At 70.1% G+C, this 18,397-nt stretch carries 15 protein-coding genes; 7 read left to right on the top strand and 8 right to left on the bottom strand.

Annotated elements, in window-relative coordinates:
- Positions 1 to 2 precede the first annotated feature (2 nt).
- The gene (locus ABZS37_RS01965; protein ID WP_355164924.1) at positions 3 to 2,138 is read right to left on the bottom strand and encodes an ABC transporter permease; all 2,136 of its coding nucleotides are present in this window, start codon (positions 2,136 to 2,138) and stop codon (positions 3 to 5) included.
- A gap of 134 nt (positions 2,139 to 2,272) precedes the next feature.
- Here ABZS37_RS01965 and ABZS37_RS01960 point away from each other — a divergent pair, with 134 nt between their 5' ends.
- Complete coding sequence (locus ABZS37_RS01960) at positions 2,273 to 2,905, top strand: helix-turn-helix domain-containing protein (protein WP_355164923.1); 633 nt, start codon at positions 2,273 to 2,275, stop codon at positions 2,903 to 2,905.
- Between the two features lie 69 nt (positions 2,906 to 2,974).
- Here ABZS37_RS01960 and ABZS37_RS01955 read toward each other — a convergent pair whose 3' ends face one another.
- From ABZS37_RS01955 to ABZS37_RS01930, 6 genes are all read right to left on the bottom strand, one after another.
- Complete coding sequence (locus ABZS37_RS01955; RefSeq protein WP_355164922.1) at positions 2,975 to 3,772, bottom strand: ATP-binding cassette domain-containing protein; 798 nt, start codon at positions 3,770 to 3,772, stop codon at positions 2,975 to 2,977.
- A complete protein-coding gene (locus ABZS37_RS01950; protein WP_355164921.1) occupies positions 3,769 to 5,016 on the bottom strand; it encodes an alanine racemase in 1,248 nt (415 codons plus the stop codon). The genes ABZS37_RS01955 and ABZS37_RS01950 overlap by 4 nt, the downstream gene beginning before the upstream one ends.
- Positions 5,017 to 5,035: 19 nt before the next feature.
- Positions 5,036 to 6,016, bottom strand: coding sequence for an ABC transporter permease (locus ABZS37_RS01945; RefSeq protein ID WP_355164920.1), 981 nt, complete (start codon positions 6,014 to 6,016; stop codon positions 5,036 to 5,038).
- Positions 6,017 to 7,036 carry an ROK family protein gene (locus ABZS37_RS01940; protein WP_355164919.1) on the bottom strand — a complete coding sequence of 340 codons (1,020 nt, stop codon included), beginning with the start codon at positions 7,034 to 7,036 and terminating at the stop codon, positions 6,017 to 6,019. It lies immediately after the preceding gene.
- Entirely contained in the window at positions 7,036 to 8,028 is a 993-nt protein-coding gene (locus tag ABZS37_RS01935; protein WP_355164918.1) for an aryldialkylphosphatase, read from the bottom strand. The genes ABZS37_RS01940 and ABZS37_RS01935 overlap by 1 nt, the downstream gene beginning before the upstream one ends.
- A gap of 119 nt (positions 8,029 to 8,147) precedes the next feature.
- Positions 8,148 to 9,266, bottom strand: coding sequence for a substrate-binding domain-containing protein (locus ABZS37_RS01930; protein WP_355164917.1), 1,119 nt, complete (start codon positions 9,264 to 9,266; stop codon positions 8,148 to 8,150).
- A gap of 386 nt (positions 9,267 to 9,652) precedes the next feature.
- Here ABZS37_RS01930 and ABZS37_RS01925 point away from each other — a divergent pair, with 386 nt between their 5' ends.
- The gene (locus ABZS37_RS01925; RefSeq protein WP_355164916.1) at positions 9,653 to 10,843 is read left to right on the top strand and encodes an ROK family transcriptional regulator; all 1,191 of its coding nucleotides are present in this window, start codon (positions 9,653 to 9,655) and stop codon (positions 10,841 to 10,843) included.
- A 33-nt stretch (positions 10,844 to 10,876) separates the two neighbouring features.
- Here ABZS37_RS01925 and ABZS37_RS01920 read toward each other — a convergent pair whose 3' ends face one another.
- Positions 10,877 to 11,554 (bottom strand): GntR family transcriptional regulator, encoded by a 678-nt coding sequence (locus ABZS37_RS01920; RefSeq protein ID WP_355164915.1) that lies wholly within the window; start codon positions 11,552 to 11,554, stop codon positions 10,877 to 10,879.
- A 157-nt stretch (positions 11,555 to 11,711) separates the two neighbouring features.
- Between ABZS37_RS01920 and ABZS37_RS01915 the strand changes: the two genes are divergently transcribed.
- Genes ABZS37_RS01915 through ABZS37_RS01895 form a run of 5 tightly spaced genes read left to right on the top strand, consistent with a single transcriptional unit; the run spans position 11,712 to position 18,395 of the window.
- Positions 11,712 to 12,911: a CoA transferase gene (locus ABZS37_RS01915; RefSeq protein WP_355164914.1), complete on the top strand. Its 1,200-nt coding sequence runs from the start codon at positions 11,712 to 11,714 to the stop codon at positions 12,909 to 12,911.
- Between the two features lie 9 nt (positions 12,912 to 12,920).
- Positions 12,921 to 14,996: a hydantoinase/oxoprolinase family protein gene (locus ABZS37_RS01910; protein WP_355164913.1), complete on the top strand. Its 2,076-nt coding sequence runs from the start codon at positions 12,921 to 12,923 to the stop codon at positions 14,994 to 14,996.
- A 2-nt stretch (positions 14,997 to 14,998) separates the two neighbouring features.
- Positions 14,999 to 16,870, top strand: a complete 1,872-nt coding sequence (locus tag ABZS37_RS01905) for a hydantoinase B/oxoprolinase family protein (protein ID WP_355164912.1) — start codon at positions 14,999 to 15,001, stop codon at positions 16,868 to 16,870.
- The gene (locus ABZS37_RS01900; RefSeq protein ID WP_355164911.1) at positions 16,867 to 17,502 is read left to right on the top strand and encodes an isochorismatase family protein; all 636 of its coding nucleotides are present in this window, start codon (positions 16,867 to 16,869) and stop codon (positions 17,500 to 17,502) included. Before ABZS37_RS01905 ends, ABZS37_RS01900 begins: the two co-directional genes overlap by 4 nt.
- Positions 17,499 to 18,395, top strand: a complete 897-nt coding sequence (locus ABZS37_RS01895) for a hydroxymethylglutaryl-CoA lyase (RefSeq protein WP_355164910.1) — start codon at positions 17,499 to 17,501, stop codon at positions 18,393 to 18,395. Before ABZS37_RS01900 ends, ABZS37_RS01895 begins: the two co-directional genes overlap by 4 nt.
- The last annotated feature ends 2 nt before the right edge of the window (positions 18,396 to 18,397 follow it).

Genomic DNA, 18,397 nt, shown 5'->3' with positions numbered 1-18,397 from the left:
GGTCAGTGCGCGGCTGCCGGCTTCAGTTCGCCTGGCCGGTCCTGGCTGGATACCGGTTCCAGATCCGGGTCCGGGCCGGATGCGTCGGTCCGGCGTTCGCGCCACTTGAGCCATGCGTCGACCGCGAGGTTGAGCAGCAGGCCCGCCCCCGCCCAGATCGCGATGGTCAGCAGGTTGCGTCCGACCCCGGAACGGTCGAAGTAGGTCAGCGCGCGGGCGGTATCGACTGCGGCGGGCAGCGGCAGGATGCCCTTCAAGCTCTGGAAGAACTCCGGCACCATGTAGACGGACAGGCCGCCGCCGGAGGCCGGCACGCCGGCCATCATCATTACCACCATCACGGGGATGATCGCGGCGAGGCCGAAGGTTCGAGTGAACACGCCGGTGACCAGGGAAACCGCGAAGATGGTCGCCGCGCCGAAGCCGATCATCTCCCACGCGTGCCCGTTGACCGCGCCGATCAGGACGTCGAACAGGAACCACAGCCAGACCGCCATGCCGACCGCCCAGCCGCCGAGATACGGCAGGAACTGACGGGTACGGCGCAGGTGCGGGGCGCCACCGCGGAGCACGGCGAGGAACAGGAAACCGGCCATGATCCAGGACATGCCGACGTAGAGGCTGTTGCTGCCCATGGTGTCGGTGTCGCTCAGCGGGGCCACGTCGTTCACCGCGAGCGGGGTCTGCTGAGCCGCGGCGATCTGCTGGAAGATGGTCCGTACCATCGTCTGCTGACTGGACCCGGCCGCCGAGGAGGAGTACAGCGTGGCCTCGCCACCCTGGGCGATGGGCAGGACGTAGGCCGCGACGATGTCCTGGTCATGGATTCGGCTGGTGGCCTCGGCAACGGATGCGGCGACACCGACATCGAGGATGCCGTCGAGTTGCGTACGCAGACCGGCGGCTGCCTGTTCGGCCTGGGCACCGACGACCACCACGGGAATGTCGTGCGGTTGCGGCTTGTGCATCGAAAAGCTCATCAGACCCACGACCACCCCCAGGATCGACAGTGGGAACGCGGCGACGGTGGCGTACCGGAAGCGCTTGGAGCGCGGTGGGCCGCCGGCGAGAGCCGGAAGGTCGGCGTCGGGGTCGGCGATCGGTGGGGTGCCGGGAATCGTCTGCCCGCCGGAGCTGCGCTCCTTGAGCAGGCACAACGCGAGCGCGGCGACGATCCAGACGACCAGAGTGATGAGGTACGGGGCGATGCCGCGGCCGTCGAAGTAGAGCGCAGACCGCAGTGCCTCGCCTGCCGCCGGCAACGGGAGTACGTGGTGCAGGAACTGGAAGAAGCCGGGCATGGTGTGCACCGACACGGCGAGGCCGGACGCGGGCATGCCGAACACGACGTACAGGAGCATGCCGAGCAGGACCGCGAGTGGCCCGAGGATCTTGGTGAACAGCAACTGGGCCAGGCCGACCGCGCCGGTGGCGAGCATGCCCACGCCGAGGAAGGTCAGATAGTGCCCGTCGACAGCGCCGACGATCGGCCCGAGGACCAGCCAGATGATCGTGCTGGTCACCGCGGACCAGCCGACCAGGACCGGCAGGAAACGGCGCAGCCGCAGCAGGTTCGGTGTAGCCATCAGCAGCACGCTCAGCGGCACATAGCCGGCGAGCATCATGCCCATCGCGGCGAACAGCACCGCGATGCCGGCCAGATCGCCGTCGGGCAGTGGTGCGACGTTGTCGACGGCGACTGTCCAGTTCGCGTCGGCCGCGACCGGTGCGAGCAGTTGCTGGGCGGTAGTCGCCTCCGACGCGCCGGCTGCCATCGCGGTCAGGATCGTCGCGGTGCCCCCGTCTGTGGTGGGCGGCTGCAGCGCGGCGGTGATCTCACGTTCCTGGAGCAGATCGACGGCTTCGGCCCGGGACGCGACGAGGCGAGCCTCGGTGGACGCGCCGTTGAGCCCGTCGACGATGGCCTGCGCCTGCGCGCCACTGCCGATCACGGCGACCGGCATGCCCCGCGGGTGCGGGGAGTGCATGGTCGCCACGTAGGTCGCGAACATCATCGTGACCATGAGGAACGGGATGACGAACAGGAACGTCGTGCGGACGATCCGTTCCTTGCGATCCGCTCCCGGTGCGTCGCTTCCCGGCGCGACTGCGCCCGAGGTGTCGATCGCGGGATCCATAAGCGCTCCAGAACTATAGTAAGTCAACTGACTTAGAGGCTATCGTAAGGCAGGTGACTTACGTGCGGGGTAGTGGCCGACGCCACCTGCCGCTGCCGTAACTTGACCTGGGACGACGCGAGAAAGGTGCCGCTATGGGCCGATCGGAGGAGGCGCGGACCGCGCTGCTGGACGCGGCGGAACGGTTGTTCGCCGAGTCGGGCATCGCGCAGATCTCCGACCGCCGGGTGGCCGAGGCCGCCGGCAACACCAACCACTCCGCCGTGCGCTACTACTTCGACGGCCGGGAGGGACTGCTCAAGGCCCTGATCGACCGCCACACCGCCGCCGTCGAAGACCAGCGGCACGAGATGCACGAAGACACCGACAGCGTGCTCGGCGACGTCCGCAATCTCGTCATGCCCGCGATGAAGGTGCTGGACATGCTGCCGCGGCCGAGCTGGCGCGCACGGTTCATGGGCCAGGCGCTGCACGACCCGACCACGCGCCAGTTCCTGCGCGACACCGCTCCCCGCGAAGCCGTACGCCTGGGCCGATCACTCGCCGCCCGTCTGGCGGACCTCGACCCGGCCGTGGTCACCGGCCGATCGGTCCTCATCACCCGCATCGTCACCTCGGCGGCCGCCGAGGTGGAGGCAGGGGCGGAGCGCGATGGGCAGGACCCACGCTGGCTCGCGGTGGGCAGCTTCCTCTCCGACGCCATCGCGGGCATGCTGGCCGCACCGATCAGCTCCACCGGAAACCTCAACCCGCTGGCGATGCCCTGATCCGTCGTCGTCCTGCCACCGGTGGCTCGCGCACCGCATCCGCGGCACACGAGCCACCTCAGGTGCCGCTCAGGACCGCTCGACCTCCGCCGACGCACCGGTGATCATCGAGACGATCTCGTTGCGGCTGGTCTCCTCGATGTTCCGGACACCGACCTGGCGCCCCCGGCGCAGCACGGCCACCCGATCGGCGATCCGGAACACCTGATCGAGGTTGTGGCTGACGACCAGCACGGCGGCGCCCCGTTCACGCAACTTCATAATCAGCTGCTCCACCTTGGCGGTCTCGGCCACCCCCAGCGCGGCGGTCGGCTCGTCCATCAACACCAGGCCGCTCGCCCAGTGGGTGGCACGGCAGATCGCCACCGCCTGCCGCTGCCCGCCGGAGAGGTCCCTGATCGTCGCCTTCGCGCTGGGGATGCGGACGTCCAGGGCATCCACCAGCTCCTGGGTCTCCCGCGCCATCCGGCGTCGGTCCAGCAGCCGCAGCGGGCCGCGGGTCAGCTCCCGCCCGAGGAACATGTTCATGTAGACCGGCTGCGAGTCGGCCAGGGCCAGGTCCTGGTAGACCACCTCGACACCCTGCCGCCGGGCATCGGAGGCGTCCCGGAACGACACCGGCCGGCCGTGCATCCGCAGCTCACCCTCGGTCGGCTGGTACACCCCGGAAATGATCTTCACGAGGGTGGACTTGCCGGCGCCGTTGTCGCCGACCAGCGCGGTGATCTCCCCGGCGGCCAGTTCCAGGTCGAAGCGTTCGATCGCGACGACCCCGCCGAACTGCTTACGGATGTCGCGCAATTGCAACGGCGGAGCGCCCGTTCCGGCCGCACCGGCCGGGACGGTGTTCTGGGTGACCGTGCTCATGATGCCCTCCCTGTGCTGCCGGCCGCGTGGGTGCGCGGGTCGGTGTCGTCGAGGCGGATCGGCGTCGAACCGTCGGCGGCGTAGACGCCGGTCACGGCCGGGTTACCGGACCGGACGCCGGTCACGCCCGCGGTCAGTGCCCGGGTGACGAACACCTGCGGCCGGAACCCGAACAGGACCGTGTCGCCGGGCGCGACTGTCGGCACCGCACCGACGTCGGCCATCGCGTAGTAGTCGATCGCCTCCGGCGCGGGCATCTCCACGTCGACCAGGTGCGCGTCGTCGAGACCGCCGCCCCGGGGCACGATCAGGGCGCGGGTGCCGCCCAGGCCGAGCACGGGGTCGACGTAGAGCCCGCCGCCGAAGACGTAGGCCCGGCCGCCCCACAGGTGGGACACCTCGCTGACGTAGAGCACAGCCGGCTCTTCGACCAGGTCGGTGACCGCGTGCCAGGGTGTCGTGCCGGTCAGCCCGTGGCCGGGCTCGACCTGCGTGGCGCCGGCTTCGGCGAGCATGCCCAGGATCGCGGCGGACGTCGTACCCGGGGCGTTGATCTCGACGTGCGACCGCCCGGCGGCGCGCAGCGCGGCGGCGGCGGTCCGCAGGGTGTCGAGGTTGGGGGTCGGCACGACCCGGCCGGCGGTCGGGTCGAACAGTTGGGTCGGGAAGCTGGTGACACCCGCGAACCGCGCCCCGGGAAGGGCGTCGAGCCGGTCGGCGACCGCGACGATCTCGTCGGCCGGGTAGCCGCCCTCGTGACCCCGGTAGAAGCGGTCGCCGGGGGCCATGACCCGGGCGAGCAGCGCCTGCTCCCGGCCGGTCGCGGCATTCGCGGCCGCCGCCTCGCCGGCCTTGGTGTCGTTGAAGACGGTCCAGTGCTTCGGGGCGAGCGCGGCGGCGGTGGCCGCCTCGTGCCGGGGGATCTGCACCAGGTGACCGAGGTGGCCGATGCCGAGCCCCCCGCGCCGGTCGGCGAGCGCGCACTGCAGGTCGACGCCGACCGCCTCGGTGATGCCGGCGTCGCGGATCGTCCGGCAGAAGTCGGGGTTGCGCCCGACCTGCTTGGTCATCGCGTAGGCGGACAGCCCGAGCCGGTCGGCTTCGCGCCGGATGGCGGTGGCGTTGGCCGCCACGGTGTCCAGGTCCAGCGCGTAGCAGTTGGTCGGCAGGTCGCCCCTCTGGTGCAGGTCCGCGGCAGCGGCCAGGAGGCCCGGGTTGCGGCGTCGCAACAGATCCAGAAACATGCGCTTGCTTCCTTCCGGGTCAGCTGCGCCGCTCGCGCAGCGAGAGGGAGACGGCCACGAGGATGATCGCGCCGCGCGCCATCATCTGCTGGGACACGGACAACCCGGCCAGGATCAGACCGTTGTTGAGCATGCCCATCAGCAGGCTGCCCAGCAGCGCCCCGACGATGGATCCCTTGCCGCCGAACAGGCTGGTCCCGCCGACGATCACGGCGGCGATCACGGACATCAGGTCGGCCTCGCCGAGGGTGTACCGGGCGCCCTGCAGGCGGCCGGCGTACAGCAGGCCGGCCATGGCGGCGCACATCGCGCTGCCCATCATCACCATGATCTTGACGCGGACCACCTTGATGCCGCTGACCCGGGCCGCGGCCACGTTGTCGCCGATCGCGAGGGTGTGCGCCCCGTACCGGGTCTGCCGCAGCACGATGTAGCCGACGACCGCGGCCGCCACCGACCAGAGCACCAGGCCGGGAATGCCGAAGATCTCGCCCTGGCCGAAAAGAGCGAGGAACGCGTCATTGCTGACCGGCACCGACTGCAGGCCGGTGACCTCGCGGGCCAGGCCGGCCACCGCCCCCATCGTGGCGAGGGTGACCAGGAAGGAGGGCAGTCGGACGAGGGTGACGAAGACCCCGTTGACCAGGCCGACCGCCGCGCCGGCGGCCAGCCCCGCGGCCGCGCCGAGCAGCATGCTGTCGGTTTCTCGCAACGTCACCGCACCGACCAGCGCGGAGAGCGCGACGACCGAGCCGATCGACAGGTCGATCTCGCCGGCTGCCAGCACGAAGACCAACCCGACCGCCATGACCGTGATCGGCGCGGTCTGGATGACGATGTTGGTGAGATTGCTGGTGGTCAGGAAGCCGTTGCTGCCCTGGGTGATGGCAAAGAACAGGAAGACGACGGCGAAGCCGATATAGACCACGTAGTCGCGCCAGTTGACCTTGCTCCAGGCCGGTCCGCTTCTGGCCTTCACCGCCACATCGGTCTGGGTCATCTATCGTCCCTCCGCTGTTTCGAAAGAGGTGTTCCGGTAGGGCTGGGTCGCAACGGGCCGCACCGCCGAATCGGGATGGGCCGGCGGACCGGGGTGGGCACCGACCTCCTGGCGGGCAACCGCGACAGCGCCGAGCAGGCCGGCCCGGTCGCCGAGCTGACTGGTCTTGATCACCGGGACGTCCGCGCTCAGCGCGGCGACCCAACGCCGGACCGGCTCGACCAGCTCGACCCGGGAGCCGATCCCACCGCCGAGGACGACCGCCTCCGGGTCGAGGATGGCGGTGACCGCGACGACGGCCAGTGCGATGAAGCGGGCCTCCTCGTCGATGGCTGCCCGGGCGCCCGGATCGCCGGCCGCAGCCCGGTCGAAGACATCGGGCACGCTGGTCTGCTCGCCGCTCACCGCCCGGTACCGGGCGGCGAGGGCGGCGCCGGCCACCGCTTCCTCCAGCGCGCCACGGACCTGGTTCGCCGGGTCGAACGGGTCGGTGCCCAGCGGCAGGTAGGAGATCTCGCCCGCTGCGCCACGAGCGCCGCGGACCAGTTGCCCGTCCAGCACGATGCCCATACCGATCCCGGTGCCGACCGCCACGAACACGAAATGCCGGTGGGTACGTCCGCTGCCCAGCCACCGCTCCCCGGCGGCTGCCATGTTGACGTCGTTGTCCAGCAGCACCGGGTGTCCCAGCCGCCGGGTCAGCTCGGCCCGAACGTCGAGGGCCTCGAGTTCGGAGACGTTCGGGGAGAGGCCGATGGTGCCGGTCGTCGGGTGCGGGGCGCCGGGCAGGCCGATCGCGCTGGCACGGATGTCGGACCAGTCCACGCCACCCCGGACGGCCAGGTCGCGGAGCAGGGCGTCGATCTGCGCGGCGACCGCCACCCCACCTCGGGGGTCGGTGGCCAGCACGTCCTCGGCCACGAGGTGACCGTTGAGATCCGCGAGCGCAGCCCGGAGTTTGGTGCCGCCGAGGTCCACCCCGGCGACGTACCCGGACGACGGGCGCAAGTGCGCGGCCATCAGCCGACCGTCAGGAGTCGGGCCGGGTTGGCCACCAACATCTGGTCGAGCGCCTCCGGCGGCACGCCAAGCTGGGCGAGACCCGGCACGATCTCCCGGCCCAGATAGGAGTACCCGAGGCGCCCGTGCGTGCCCGGGTTCAGGTACGCCTCGGCGCCGGTCAGGTCCATCGAGAGCAGGATCCGGTCGGCGTACCCGTCCCGGACCAGCCCGGCGAGCATGTCCAGCCGGGCGTGGTCCGGCCGGTGGTACGCCCGCTTGCCGAACTCGCCCTCCGGCGGGTTCTCGGGCAGCGGGGCGAGCACGAAGTCCCAGAACTGCTTGCCGAGCGTGTCGAAGGCGATGTTGACGCCGGTCGCCAGCACCGCCCGCAGGTAGTCCGGGTCGGGGTTGATGTCCAGGTGACCGATGACGATCCGGGAGAGGTCGGCCTTCTCCTCGCGCAGGATCTCGACCTGCTCCAGCGCCATCGTGCCGTGCGTGGTGTGGGTGTTCACCGACAGCCCGGTGGCGACGTGGGCGCGGGCGGCGGCCCGCAGGCACTTCTCCTCGTGTGGAGTGATCTCGTTCAGCCCGGTGGCCTGCTCCCCGAAGATGCCGACCTTGACACCGGTGTCCCCCACCCCGATCGTGGCATCGGCGACGAACCGCTCCCGCATCTCGTCCACGCTGGCGTTTAGCGCCCAGCCCGGCGAGTACGGCTCCAGGTAGATCGCCGACCCGGCGACGACGTGCAGACCGGTACGTCGGGCCACCTCGCGGAGCAGGGCCACGTCGTGACCCACCACTTCGTACGGGGACAGGTCCACGATCGTGCCGAAGCCCAGTTCCGGCAGACCCCGTACCGCGTCGACGGCGAGGTCCGCGCGGTCGTCACCGGCACCGCCGGACAGCCACGGCCCGGGCACCAGCGCGCCGAGGTGCTCGTGACTCAGTACCCGGCCGAGCGACTCGGGGGACACTGGCCCGAGGACTGTCTGGACGTACCCCATCTGGCTTTTCCTTCCATCGCTTCGCAGGGGCCGCGGACACGGCTGAGGCCGTGTCGCGCGGCCGAGGTGAGGTCCGGGGCCTCTTCGCAGAGAGGCCCCGGACCTCGCGTTACCTGCCGTCAGTTGCCGCGTACCTCGGCCGGCGGCTCCTGGCCGTAGTCGTCGCGCCAGGCCTCGGCGATGTTCTCCTTGGTGGCGGCCATCGGCGATCCGACGACCAGCTCCGGCGCCTTCTTGCCGAGCAGCCCGTAGGCGGCGACGATGCCCAGGCTCTGGCCGAGCCGGGTGGAGCCGTTGGCGACGACCCCGGCGATGTTGCCGCCCTTGACCATGTCGGCGGCGAGGTTCGCCTCCAGGTCATTGGTGACGATCTTGACGTCGGTACGCCCCTGCTGCCGGGTCGCGGCGAGCACGCCCTCGGCGGCGGTGGCCCAGGCGACGTAGACGCCGTTGAGGTCGGAGTGGCGGGTCAGCATCGCGGTGGCGATGTCCTCGGTCCGCGCCGGGTCGGAGAAGCCGGTCTCCTCAACGATCTTGATGTCCGGGTAGAGGAAGTTCAGCCAGTCCTTGAACGCCTTGTCCCGCTGGTTGGTGAACCAGAAGTCGGCGTCGTGGTAGATGTAGCCGACCTTGCCCTTGCCTCCGAGCGCCTTGCCGAGCATCTCCGCATTGGCTTTGCCGAACGCGGTCAGGTCGGCGGTGACGATCCCGACGATCTGCTCCCCGGCCTTGTAGTCCTTGGGCGGGGTGGTCATCACGACCAGCTTGACGCCGGCGTCCACGGCGGGCTTGAAGGCCGCGGCGGCCGCGGTGGGGTCGACCGCGATGGTGACGATCAGGTCGGGCTTGAGCGCCAGGACGGTCTGCACGTTGTTGGCCTGTCGGGCCGCGTCGAACTCGGCGCTGGTGCTGGCCAGCACCTTGATGCCGAGCTGGTCGAACTCCTTGCGGACCCCGGATTCCACCGCCTTGGTCAGCGCGGAGCCCTCGTGCCAGACGAAGGCGGCCGAGTAGTTGCCGTCCTTGACCTTCTGCTGCTCCTCGGGGGTCAGCGAAAGCTGGTCGGCTGCGGTCGGGGTCTCCCCGCCGGGGCCGACGAACGACAGGCTCGGTTCGGCGCGGGGGCCGCTCGACGCGCCGCTGCCGTCGCCGGACGTCCCGTTCGAGCAGGCGCCGACCATGAGCGCCAGGGCGCAGATCGCGCCCAGGGCAGCCCCACGTCTACGGGTGAGATTCATTGCTCTTCCCTCCACAGCAACGGGTCCGGAACCGCTGGCTCCGGACTGACACGGGGGTTCCGACGCGACCGGCACGGCACGTGACAAGGGACCCGCGCCGTCACCCCGGGTTCCGGTGCGTACCGGTGGGGTGGCGGCCTCAATTTCCGTTCAGGGTGAAAGTATTAACCCGGTGTTCACGCTCGTCAAGAGGCTGGTTGGAGATTCCGTCCATTCGCTTTCGACCCAATAGGTCCGCATTCTGCGGGCAGCGTGGGGGCGTCGGCGCCACGGTTGGCCTGGAGCGGACCGTCAGCGGCAGCCGCGACTCGCCGAACCGGCACGGGATCGGGTGTTGCCCATCCAGCGGCACGGCCTTAGCATTCGGTCGGAAAAGAAAGCGGGAGGTGGATGTGGAAGCCCGAGCACCTCGGCTCGCGAACCGCTCGACAGTGCTGTCCCACGTCCTGACACACGGCCCGGTGACCCGCACGGCCATCGGCCAGGAGACCGACCTCTCCCCCGCCACCGTCTCGCGCATCGTCGAACAACTCCTCGACGAAGGGCTGCTGACCGAGACCGATGGCGCCCCGACCACTACCCGGGGCCGGCGGGCGACCCGGGTGGCGATCGCCGCCGGACGGGGCGTGGTCTGCGGGGTCGACGTCGGCGGTTCCAACGTCCGGTTGGTGGTGGCCGACCTCGCCGCCACGCCACTGGTCGGCCGGACCGTCCCCACTCCGGCCGACTACGACGCCCCCCGGCTGGCCCAGTGGCTGGCCGACCTGATCCGGCAGACCGTCGGCGACAACCTGGACCGGCTCGACTGCGTGGCGGTGGGGCTACCCGGCGCCGTCCGGCAGCACGACCGCACCGTGTCCAACGCGCCGAACCTCCCGCAGGTAGAGGACCCGGAGTTCCTCCAGCTGCTGGAAAAGCGGCTGGGGACCGGGATCGAAGTGGACAACGACTCCAACTACGCACTCCTCGGCGAGCTGCGCTTCGGTGCGGCCCGCGACGCGCAGACCGCGGTGATGTTCACCATCGGGGCCGGGCTCGGCGCCGGCGTCGCCATCGAACGGCGGCTGTTCCGGGGGCGCAGCGGCATGGTCGGCGAGTTCGGGCACCTGCCGGCCGGTCCGCTGGGAGTCGCACTCGAACAGATCATCAGCGGCCCCGGCATCCTCGCCCGCGCCCGCGACCTGGGCCTACCGTTCGACAATCCTGCCGACGTGTTCCACTCCACCGACTCCCGCCTGGTGCCGGTGAAGCAGTACGTCGAGCAGGCGCTGCTGATCATCCTCACCGCCGCAGTGGTGGCCTACGAACCCGAGGTGATCGTCCTTGGCGGCGGCATCTCCCACGCGCTCAAACCCGACCTCGGCCGGTTGGGTGGCCGGCTGCGGGAGATCGTGCCCGCCGCCGCGGCGGCCGTACACAGCGCGGAGCTTGGGGACCTCTCCGGTGCGTTGGGTGCAGTGGTGGCAGCGTTGCACACCGCGTACGGGCGACTCGGGCTCGCTGAACTCGACCTCGCCCACGTACCCCAGTCCGACGCCCTCGCCGGCTCCGACCTTGCCGCGTTGTCTGCCAAGTAGTCCGTACCACCCCTGACCGACTGCGTTGCCGTGCTAGTCGCGGCCCTCTCGCAGTCGGATGGAGTGCCATGCCGCGCGCACGTGGCTGCGCATGACCGACTCCGCCCAGTCGGGGTCGGGCGCGGCCAAAGCCGCCACCAGTTCGTGGTGGTGAGCCAGGCTACGGCGTAGCGCGTCCGGGGTGTACCGGGAGAAGGTCCGCCAGACGAGCGGCATCTGGATCACCGAGGAGACGACGCCGGCCAGTCGGCTGTTGTCGGACGCCTCGAGGATCATCCGGTGGAACCGGTTGTTCAGCTCGGTGAGTTCGTCCACATCGGTCGGTAGTCCGTCCGGCGCGACCTCGTCCATCCGGTGGGCCAGCGCGTCGAGCGCGTCGACGTCGACGGTGCCCGTGGTGGCCGCCAGTCGGCAGCCCCACGGCTCGAGCACGGACCGCAGGCTGAAGATCTCGTCGAGATCGTGGATGCTCCATGCCTGGACCTGCACGCCGCGGTTGCGTTCGTGGCGGACCAGCCCCTCCGCGGTCAGCCGTCTGAGCGCCTCCCGGACGGGCGTCCGGCTCACCCCGATCGACTCGGCCAACTCGCCCTCACGGAGCCACTCACCGGCCGCCCGTTGCCCGGACAGAATCTGTTCCCGGATCAGCCGGTAGGCATCGGCGGCGGCGTGACCGTTGTCGGCCTCCCGCAGCGGAGTGTGGTCACTCATGATGCTCGGCACCGTAGCAACACGATGGGTTGTATGCAATCTGCACGCTGCCCATTGACACCGGGAGGGACCGGAGCCTACTTTCCGAGCACAACGAGCTGTAACCACGGTCACAGGCCTGCCGATTGCATGCAAAGAGACGCTGATTGAGGGATGCATGAGCACTCCACTGCCGCTTGACGACATCCGGGTGATCGAACTCGGCCAGCTGCTGGCGGGGCCGTTCTGCGGTCAACTCCTGGGTGACTTCGGCGCCGAAGTGATCAAGGTCGAGGACCCGGGTCGGGGTGACCCCATGCGGCAATGGGGGCGCGAGAAGCCGTACGGCAAGTCGCTCTGGTGGCCGGTGGTGGCGCGGAACAAGAAGTCCGTGACCGCGAACCTGCGGACCGAGCAGGGTCAGGACCTGGTACGCCGGCTCATCGCGCGGGCCGACGTGTTGATCGAGAACTTCCGGCCCGGCACGTTGGAGCGCTGGGGGTTGTCCCCGGAGCGGCTGTGGGAGATCAACCCCGGCCTGATCGTCACCCGCGTTACCGGCTACGGGCAGACGGGCCCGTACTCGTCCCGCGCCGGGTACGGATCGATCGGTGAGGCGATGGGCGGAATCCGGTACGTGACCGGCGACCCGGACCGTCCCCCGGCCCGGGCCGGCGTCTCCCTTGGCGACTCGCTGGCGGCGACGTTCGCCTGCCTGGGCACCCTGGTGGCGCTGCACCAGCGCGGACGTACCGGTCGGGGCCAGGTGGTGGACTCAGCCATCTACGAGGCGGTGCTGGCGATGATGGAGTCGCTCATCCCCGAATACCAGATCGCCGGTTACCAGCGGGAACGGACCGGAACGACCCTTCCGAACGTGTCCCCGAGCAACGTCTACCCGACGGCCGACGGCGAGATGGTGCTGATCGCGGCGAACCAGGACACGGTGTTCCGCCGGCTCGCCGAGGCGATGGGGCGAGTGGAGCTGGCCACCGACGAGAGGTACGCCACCCACGGCGCCCGAGGGCGGTGGATGGAACAGCTGGACGGCCTGGTCGCCGAATGGAGCTCGACGATCGCCTCCGACGAGCTGCTCGAACGCCTGCACGCCCATGGCGTTCCGGCAGGCCGCATCTTCAGGGCCAGGGACATGCTCGAGGACCCACACTTCGCCTCGCGCGAGGCGATCGTCCGGCTGACCCATCCCGGTCTGGGCGAGTTCGCCATGCACAACGTCGTACCCAAGCTTTCGGAGAGCCCTGGTCGGGTCCGGCACGTCGGCCCCGAACTCGGTGAGCACAACGAGGACATCTATCGCGACCTGCTGGGGCTCGGCGACGACGCGATGGCGTCGCTGCGTTCTGCCGGCGTCATCTGAGGAGGAACCATGACCTACCGACTCGGCGTGGACGTGGGGGGAACGTTCACCGACATCCTGCTGATCGACGAGGCGACCGGAGAGACCTACCGGGCCAAGACCTCCTCCACGCCCGAGGACCAGTCCATCGGGGTGCTGCGTGGCATCGAGCGGGCCTGCGAGGCCGCCGGTGTGCCCATGTCGGAGATCGCTGAGGTGTTCCACGGCACCACGGTCGCCACGAACGCGATTCTCGAGGGCAAGGGCGCCCGGGTCGGGCTGGTCACCACCGACGGCTTCCGGCAGGTGCTCCAGATCGCCCGGTCCTTCGTGCCAGGTGGCCTCGCCGGCTGGATCATCTGGCCGAAGCCGGAGCCGCTGGCGGCCCTGGAGGACACCGTCGAGGTCGTCGGCAGGATCGGCGCCGACGGCGCGGTGGTGACCGAACTCGACGAGGCTGACGTCCGTGCGAAGCTGCGCAAGCTACGCGCGCAGGGCATCGAGGCGTTGAGCGTCAGCCTGATCAACTCGTACGCCAACCCGCAGCATGAGCGCCGCGTGGCCGAACTGTCCGCCGAGGAGCTTCCAGGCGTACCCGTGTCGCTGTCGTCCTCGGTGCTGCCGGAGCTTCGCGAGTACGAGCGGACCATCACCACCGTCGCGAACGCGGCCGTGCAGCCGCAGGTGGCGCGCTACGTGGCGAACCTTGAGGCGCAGCTGCGCGAGTCCGGGGTGGACGGCCGACTGTGCATCCTGCGCAGCGACGGTGGTCTGGTCTCCGCGGCCGTCGCCGCGGACAAACCGGTGAACCTGCTGCTGTCCGGTCCCGCCGGCGGGGTGACCGGCGCGACCTGGGTGGCGGAGCAGGCCGGCTACCCGGACTTCCTGACCTTCGACATGGGCGGCACCTCCACCGACGTCGCCCTTGTTCAGGGGCTCACGCCGCGGGTGGGTCGGGAAACCACCGTCGGGGACCTCAAGGTCCGCGCCACCTCCGTCGACGTGCGAACCGTGGGTGCCGGGGGCGGGTCCATCGCCCACGTACCGCCGCTGACCCAGGCGCTCCGGGTAGGGCCGCAGTCGGCCGGCGCCGCACCCGGTCCGGCCGCGTACGCGGCGGGCGGTGACCAGCCAACGGTGACCGACGCGAACGTGGTGCTCGGCTACCTGCCCACCGATCTGGCCGGGGGCGAAATCACGCTGGACCGGTCGGCGGCACGAGCGGCGGTGACGTCGATCGCCGACGCCACCGGGCTGAAGTCGGTCGAGGCCGCCGCCGCGGGCATCATCGACATCGTCAACGAGAACATGTTCGGGGCGTTGCGGCTCGTGTCGGTGCAGCAGGGCTTCGACCCGCGCGACTACGCGCTGGTGGCCTTCGGTGGCGCCGGCCCGCTCCACGCCAACGCCCTCGGCAAACTGACCGGGGCCTGGCCGGTGATCATCCCGCCGTCGCCGGGAGTGCTGTGCGCCTACGGCGACGCGACGACCAACCTGCGCGACGAGTCGGTGCGGACGTTGGTGCGGCGCTTCAACGAGATGACCGACGAGAGCCTGCGCGCGGTACTCACGGAACTCGCGGCCAAGGCGCGCTCCACGCTCAGCGAGCAGGGCGTGCCCGAGGAGGAGCAGCGCGTCGTCTACTCCGCCGACCTGCGCTACCACGGACAGGGTTTCGAGATCCCGGTGGCGATCGACATCGACACCTTCGACGGGACCGGCGGTGGGCTCGCGGCGCTGCGGTCGGCGTTCGACGCCGATCACCAGCGACTGTTCTCCTTCGTTCTCGATGCCGAACACGAGCTGGTGACCGTCCGGGCCACCGCGCACGGTCCCCGGCCCGAGGTCGCCGCGCCCAAACTTGAGCACGGTGACGTGGACCCGAGCCCCGCCCTGCGGACCCACCACCGCATCTGGGTCGAGGGCGCCGAGGTCGAAGCCGGCATCTACGACCGGACCCTGCTGCGGGCGGGCAACGTCGTGCCCGGTCCGGCGATCATCACCGAGATGGACTCCACCACCCTCGTGCTGCCCGGGCACACGGCGGCGGTGCACCCCAGCGGGAGCCTCCTCATCCGCCCCGTCGACACCCACAGGGAGAACTGACCATGGCACGCCTCATCGAGACCGCTACCGGACCACTTCGCTCCGTGGATGTCGACGTGGTCACCCTGGACCTGATCGAGAACGGGCTGCGCAACGCCCGCTACGAGATGGACGAGGTGCTCTTCCGGACCGCACTGTCGCCGGGGATCCGTGAACAGCACGACGAGTTCCCGCTGATCGCCAACCCCGAGGGCAAAATGATGGTGGGACAGTTCGGGCTGTCCATCCCCGACTTCCTGGAGAACTTCGACGGCGACATCGAGGAGGGCGACGTCCTGCTGACGTCGGACCCGTACTCCTGCGGCGCGGCGATCAGCCATGCGAACGACTGGCTCGTGGTGCTGCCCATCTTCTTCGAGGGCCGCATCGTGGGCTGGGCGGCGATGTTCGGGCACATGTCCGACGTCGGCGGCAAGTCGCCGGCGTCGATGCCGACCGATGCCCGCACCATCTTCGAAGAGGGCGTGGTGATCCCGCCCTTCAAGCTGTACAGGAAGGGCGTACTCGCCGAGGACGCCCTGCGGATCATCCTCAACCAGGTGCGTAAGCCCGACTGGAACCGTGCCGACCTCAACGGAATCGTCGCGGCCTGCCGGACCGCTTCCCGGCGCGTCCAGGAGATGTGCGCCCGGTTCGGGGTGGACACCTACAACTCCGCGCTCGACCAGCTCCTGGACCGCAACTACCGGGCCATGAAGATCCTGCTCCACGCGGTCTTCAAGGAGGGCGAGACGCTGTCGTTCACCGACTACATCTGCGACGACGGCCTCGGCTACGGCCCCTACGAGCTCAAGCTCAGCCTGACCCGTACCGGAGACAAGGTGCTGCTGGACTTCACCGGCAGCAGCCCGCAGGCGCAGGGCCCGATCAACTACTACATCAACGAGAACCTCGTCCGGATGTTCTTCGGGATCTACATGATCACCGTCGCCGACCCGCAGATCCTCTGGAACGACGGCTTCTACCCGCTGGTCGACGTCACGATCCCCGACGACTCGTTCTGGAAGCCCACGTACCCCGCCGCCCTCAACGCGCGTAACCACGGCATCGGTCGGGTCTTCGACCTGTTCGGCGGCCTGCTCGGTCAGACGAACCCCGGGCTGCTCAACGCCGCCGGCTTCTCGTCATCGCCGCACTTCATGTATTCGGGCACCTACGGGCCCGGCGAGCGCAAGGGCGAGTGGTTCCAGCTGTACTCGATCGGATTCGGCGGGATTCCGGGCCGGCCGCTGGGGGACGGCCCGGACGGCCACTCGCTGTGGCCGTCGTTCGTCAACATCCCGTGCGAGTACCTGGAGTCCTACTACCCCCTACGCATCGAGCGCTGGGAGACCATCGCGGACACCGGTGGCGCCGGGCTCCATCGCGGCGGGAACGGCGTCGACGTGGCCTACCGGTTCCTGGAGGCCGGCACGATCGCGATCCACGACGACCGCTGGCTCACCTATCCGTGGGGGGTCAACGGTGGCGAGCCCGGTGCCCGCGGCCGCAAGTGGCTTGAACGCGCCGACGGCGGGACCGAGATCCTGGGCAGCAAGGTGCACGACGTACCCGTGGCTCCCGGGGACCTGCTGCACTTCGTCACCTGGGGTGGCGGCGGGTGGGGTGACCCGCTCGCCCGCGATCCGGAACTCGTCGGCCTCGAGGTCCGCCGGGGCCTGGTCACCCCCGAGGGGGCCCGCCGCTTCGGCGTGGTCTGCGACGAGGCCGGCACCATCGACGTCGCGGCCACCGAGGAGACGCGGGCCGAGTTGCGCCACGGACGCCCGGACCCACTGCCCACCTTCGACATGGGTCCGCCGATGGAAACCATCCTGGAACGGTGCCTGGATGAGACCGGTCTTCCCGCACCTCGGCCGCCCGTCGCCCGATGAACACCGCGCCGGACAGCAGCGACGACGGATTCGGAGGCGCGCTCCTGCCCGGCCCCCGTCCCGCCGTGCTCGTCATCGACCTGATGCGGGCCTACTTCGACCCGGCCAGCCCACTGTGCCTGCCGTCCGCGGACTGCCTGCAGTCGGCTGGCCGGGTCATCGCCGCGGCCCGCGACCATCGTGTTCCCGTGCTGCACACCCGCGTCGCGTACGGGCCCGGCGGTGTCGACGGAGGCCTGTTCGTCCGGAAGGTCACCGCCCTTCGGCAGCTCTTCGGAGGCGGTGGCGCGATGGGGGAACTGATGCCGCAGGTCTCCCCCGCCGAGGATGAACTGGTTCTGGTCAAGCAATACGCCAGCGCCTTCTTCGGCACGTCGCTGGCTTCCACTTTGAGAGCGCAGCGCATCGACACCGTCGTGCTGGTCGGCGTGAGCACGAGCGGTTGTGTCCGCGCCAGCGCGGTGGACGCGATGCAGCACGGTCTCGTTCCGCTGGTGGTCTCCGAGGCGGTGGCGGACCGCGCCACCGGCCCGCACGAGGCGAGCCTGGCCGACCTGCAAGCCAAGTACGCCGAGGTGATCAGCGAGGCCAGTGCCGTCGCGTACCTGTCGGAGGAACGAGGACAGCCATGATCGACATCATCGAGGTCTCGCCCCGCGACGGCCTGCAGAACGAGGCGACGCTCCTCAGCACCGCCGACAAGATCGAGCTCATCGAGCGGGCGGTACGAGCGGGAGCCCGGCGAGTGGAGGTGACCAGCTTCGTCAACCCCGCCCGCGTTCCGCAGATGGCGGACGCGGACGAGCTGATGGCCGCGGTTCCCCGACACGACGGCGTCCGGTACGCGGGCCTGGTGATGAACCACCGCGGCCTGGACCGCGCCCTGGCCGCAGGCGTCGACGAGATCAACGTCGTCGTCGTGGCCACGGACACCTTCTGTGGCCGCAACCAGGGCATGACCACGGCCCAGGCCGGTGACACGGCGGCGACCCTGGTGCAGGCGGCTCGCGCGGCAGGGGTGTTCACGACGGTGACCATCGGTGCCTCGTTCGGATGTCCGTTCGAAGGTGAGGTCCCGCTGAGCCGGCTGCGAGAGGTGCTCACCCGGGTGCGCGACGCTGGTCCGGACGAGCTGGCTCTCGCCGACACCATCGGAGTGGCCGTACCCTCCGATGTCACCGCTCGGCTGGCGCTCGCCCGGGAGGTCACCGAATCCCGGACACCGCTGCGGTTGCACCTGCACGACACCCGGCACACCGGCGTGGCCAACGCGGTCGCGGCCGTCCAGGCGGGCGTCACCACCCTCGACGCCAGCATCGGCGGAGCAGGCGGTTGCCCGTTCGCACCGGCGGCGACCGGAAACGTCGCCACCGAGGATCTCGTCTACCTCTTCGAGCGGATGGGGCAGCCCACCGGCCTGGACCTGGAGGAACTCACCTCGGCCGTCTCCTGGCTGGAACGGAGACTCGGCAAGCAACTCGCCGGTGCTCTGCTCCGGGCGGGCGCTTTTCCCACCCGAGCCTGACC

Source organism: Micromonospora sp. NPDC005413, from assembly GCF_040606435.1.
Classification (GTDB): domain Bacteria; phylum Actinomycetota; class Actinomycetes; order Mycobacteriales; family Micromonosporaceae; genus Micromonospora.
The sequence above is the reverse complement of the archived record's forward strand: the minus strand, read 5'-3'. Positions and strand labels throughout refer to the sequence as shown.

What these genes read in the sequence shown, in the direction of transcription:
- ABZS37_RS01965 (WP_355164924.1), bottom strand. Translation starts at nt 2,138, where the DNA reads ATGGATCCCGCGATCGACACCTCGGGCGCAGTCGCGCCGGGAAGCGAC.
- ABZS37_RS01960 (WP_355164923.1), top strand. Translation starts at nt 2,273, where the DNA reads ATGGGCCGATCGGAGGAGGCGCGGACCGCGCTGCTGGACGCGGCGGAA.
- ABZS37_RS01955 (WP_355164922.1), bottom strand. Translation starts at nt 3,772, where the DNA reads ATGAGCACGGTCACCCAGAACACCGTCCCGGCCGGTGCGGCCGGAACG.
- ABZS37_RS01950 (WP_355164921.1), bottom strand. Translation starts at nt 5,016, where the DNA reads ATGTTTCTGGATCTGTTGCGACGCCGCAACCCGGGCCTCCTGGCCGCT.
- ABZS37_RS01945 (WP_355164920.1), bottom strand. Translation starts at nt 6,016, where the DNA reads ATGACCCAGACCGATGTGGCGGTGAAGGCCAGAAGCGGACCGGCCTGG.
- ABZS37_RS01940 (WP_355164919.1), bottom strand. Translation starts at nt 7,036, where the DNA reads ATGGCCGCGCACTTGCGCCCGTCGTCCGGGTACGTCGCCGGGGTGGAC.
- ABZS37_RS01935 (WP_355164918.1), bottom strand. Translation starts at nt 8,028, where the DNA reads ATGGGGTACGTCCAGACAGTCCTCGGGCCAGTGTCCCCCGAGTCGCTC.
- ABZS37_RS01930 (WP_355164917.1), bottom strand. Translation starts at nt 9,266, where the DNA reads ATGAATCTCACCCGTAGACGTGGGGCTGCCCTGGGCGCGATCTGCGCC.
- ABZS37_RS01920 (WP_355164915.1), bottom strand. Translation starts at nt 11,554, where the DNA reads ATGAGTGACCACACTCCGCTGCGGGAGGCCGACAACGGTCACGCCGCC.
- ABZS37_RS01915 (WP_355164914.1), top strand. Translation starts at nt 11,712, where the DNA reads ATGAGCACTCCACTGCCGCTTGACGACATCCGGGTGATCGAACTCGGC.
- ABZS37_RS01910 (WP_355164913.1), top strand. Translation starts at nt 12,921, where the DNA reads ATGACCTACCGACTCGGCGTGGACGTGGGGGGAACGTTCACCGACATC.
- ABZS37_RS01905 (WP_355164912.1), top strand. Translation starts at nt 14,999, where the DNA reads ATGGCACGCCTCATCGAGACCGCTACCGGACCACTTCGCTCCGTGGAT.
- ABZS37_RS01900 (WP_355164911.1), top strand. Translation starts at nt 16,867, where the DNA reads ATGAACACCGCGCCGGACAGCAGCGACGACGGATTCGGAGGCGCGCTC.
- ABZS37_RS01895 (WP_355164910.1), top strand. Translation starts at nt 17,499, where the DNA reads ATGATCGACATCATCGAGGTCTCGCCCCGCGACGGCCTGCAGAACGAG.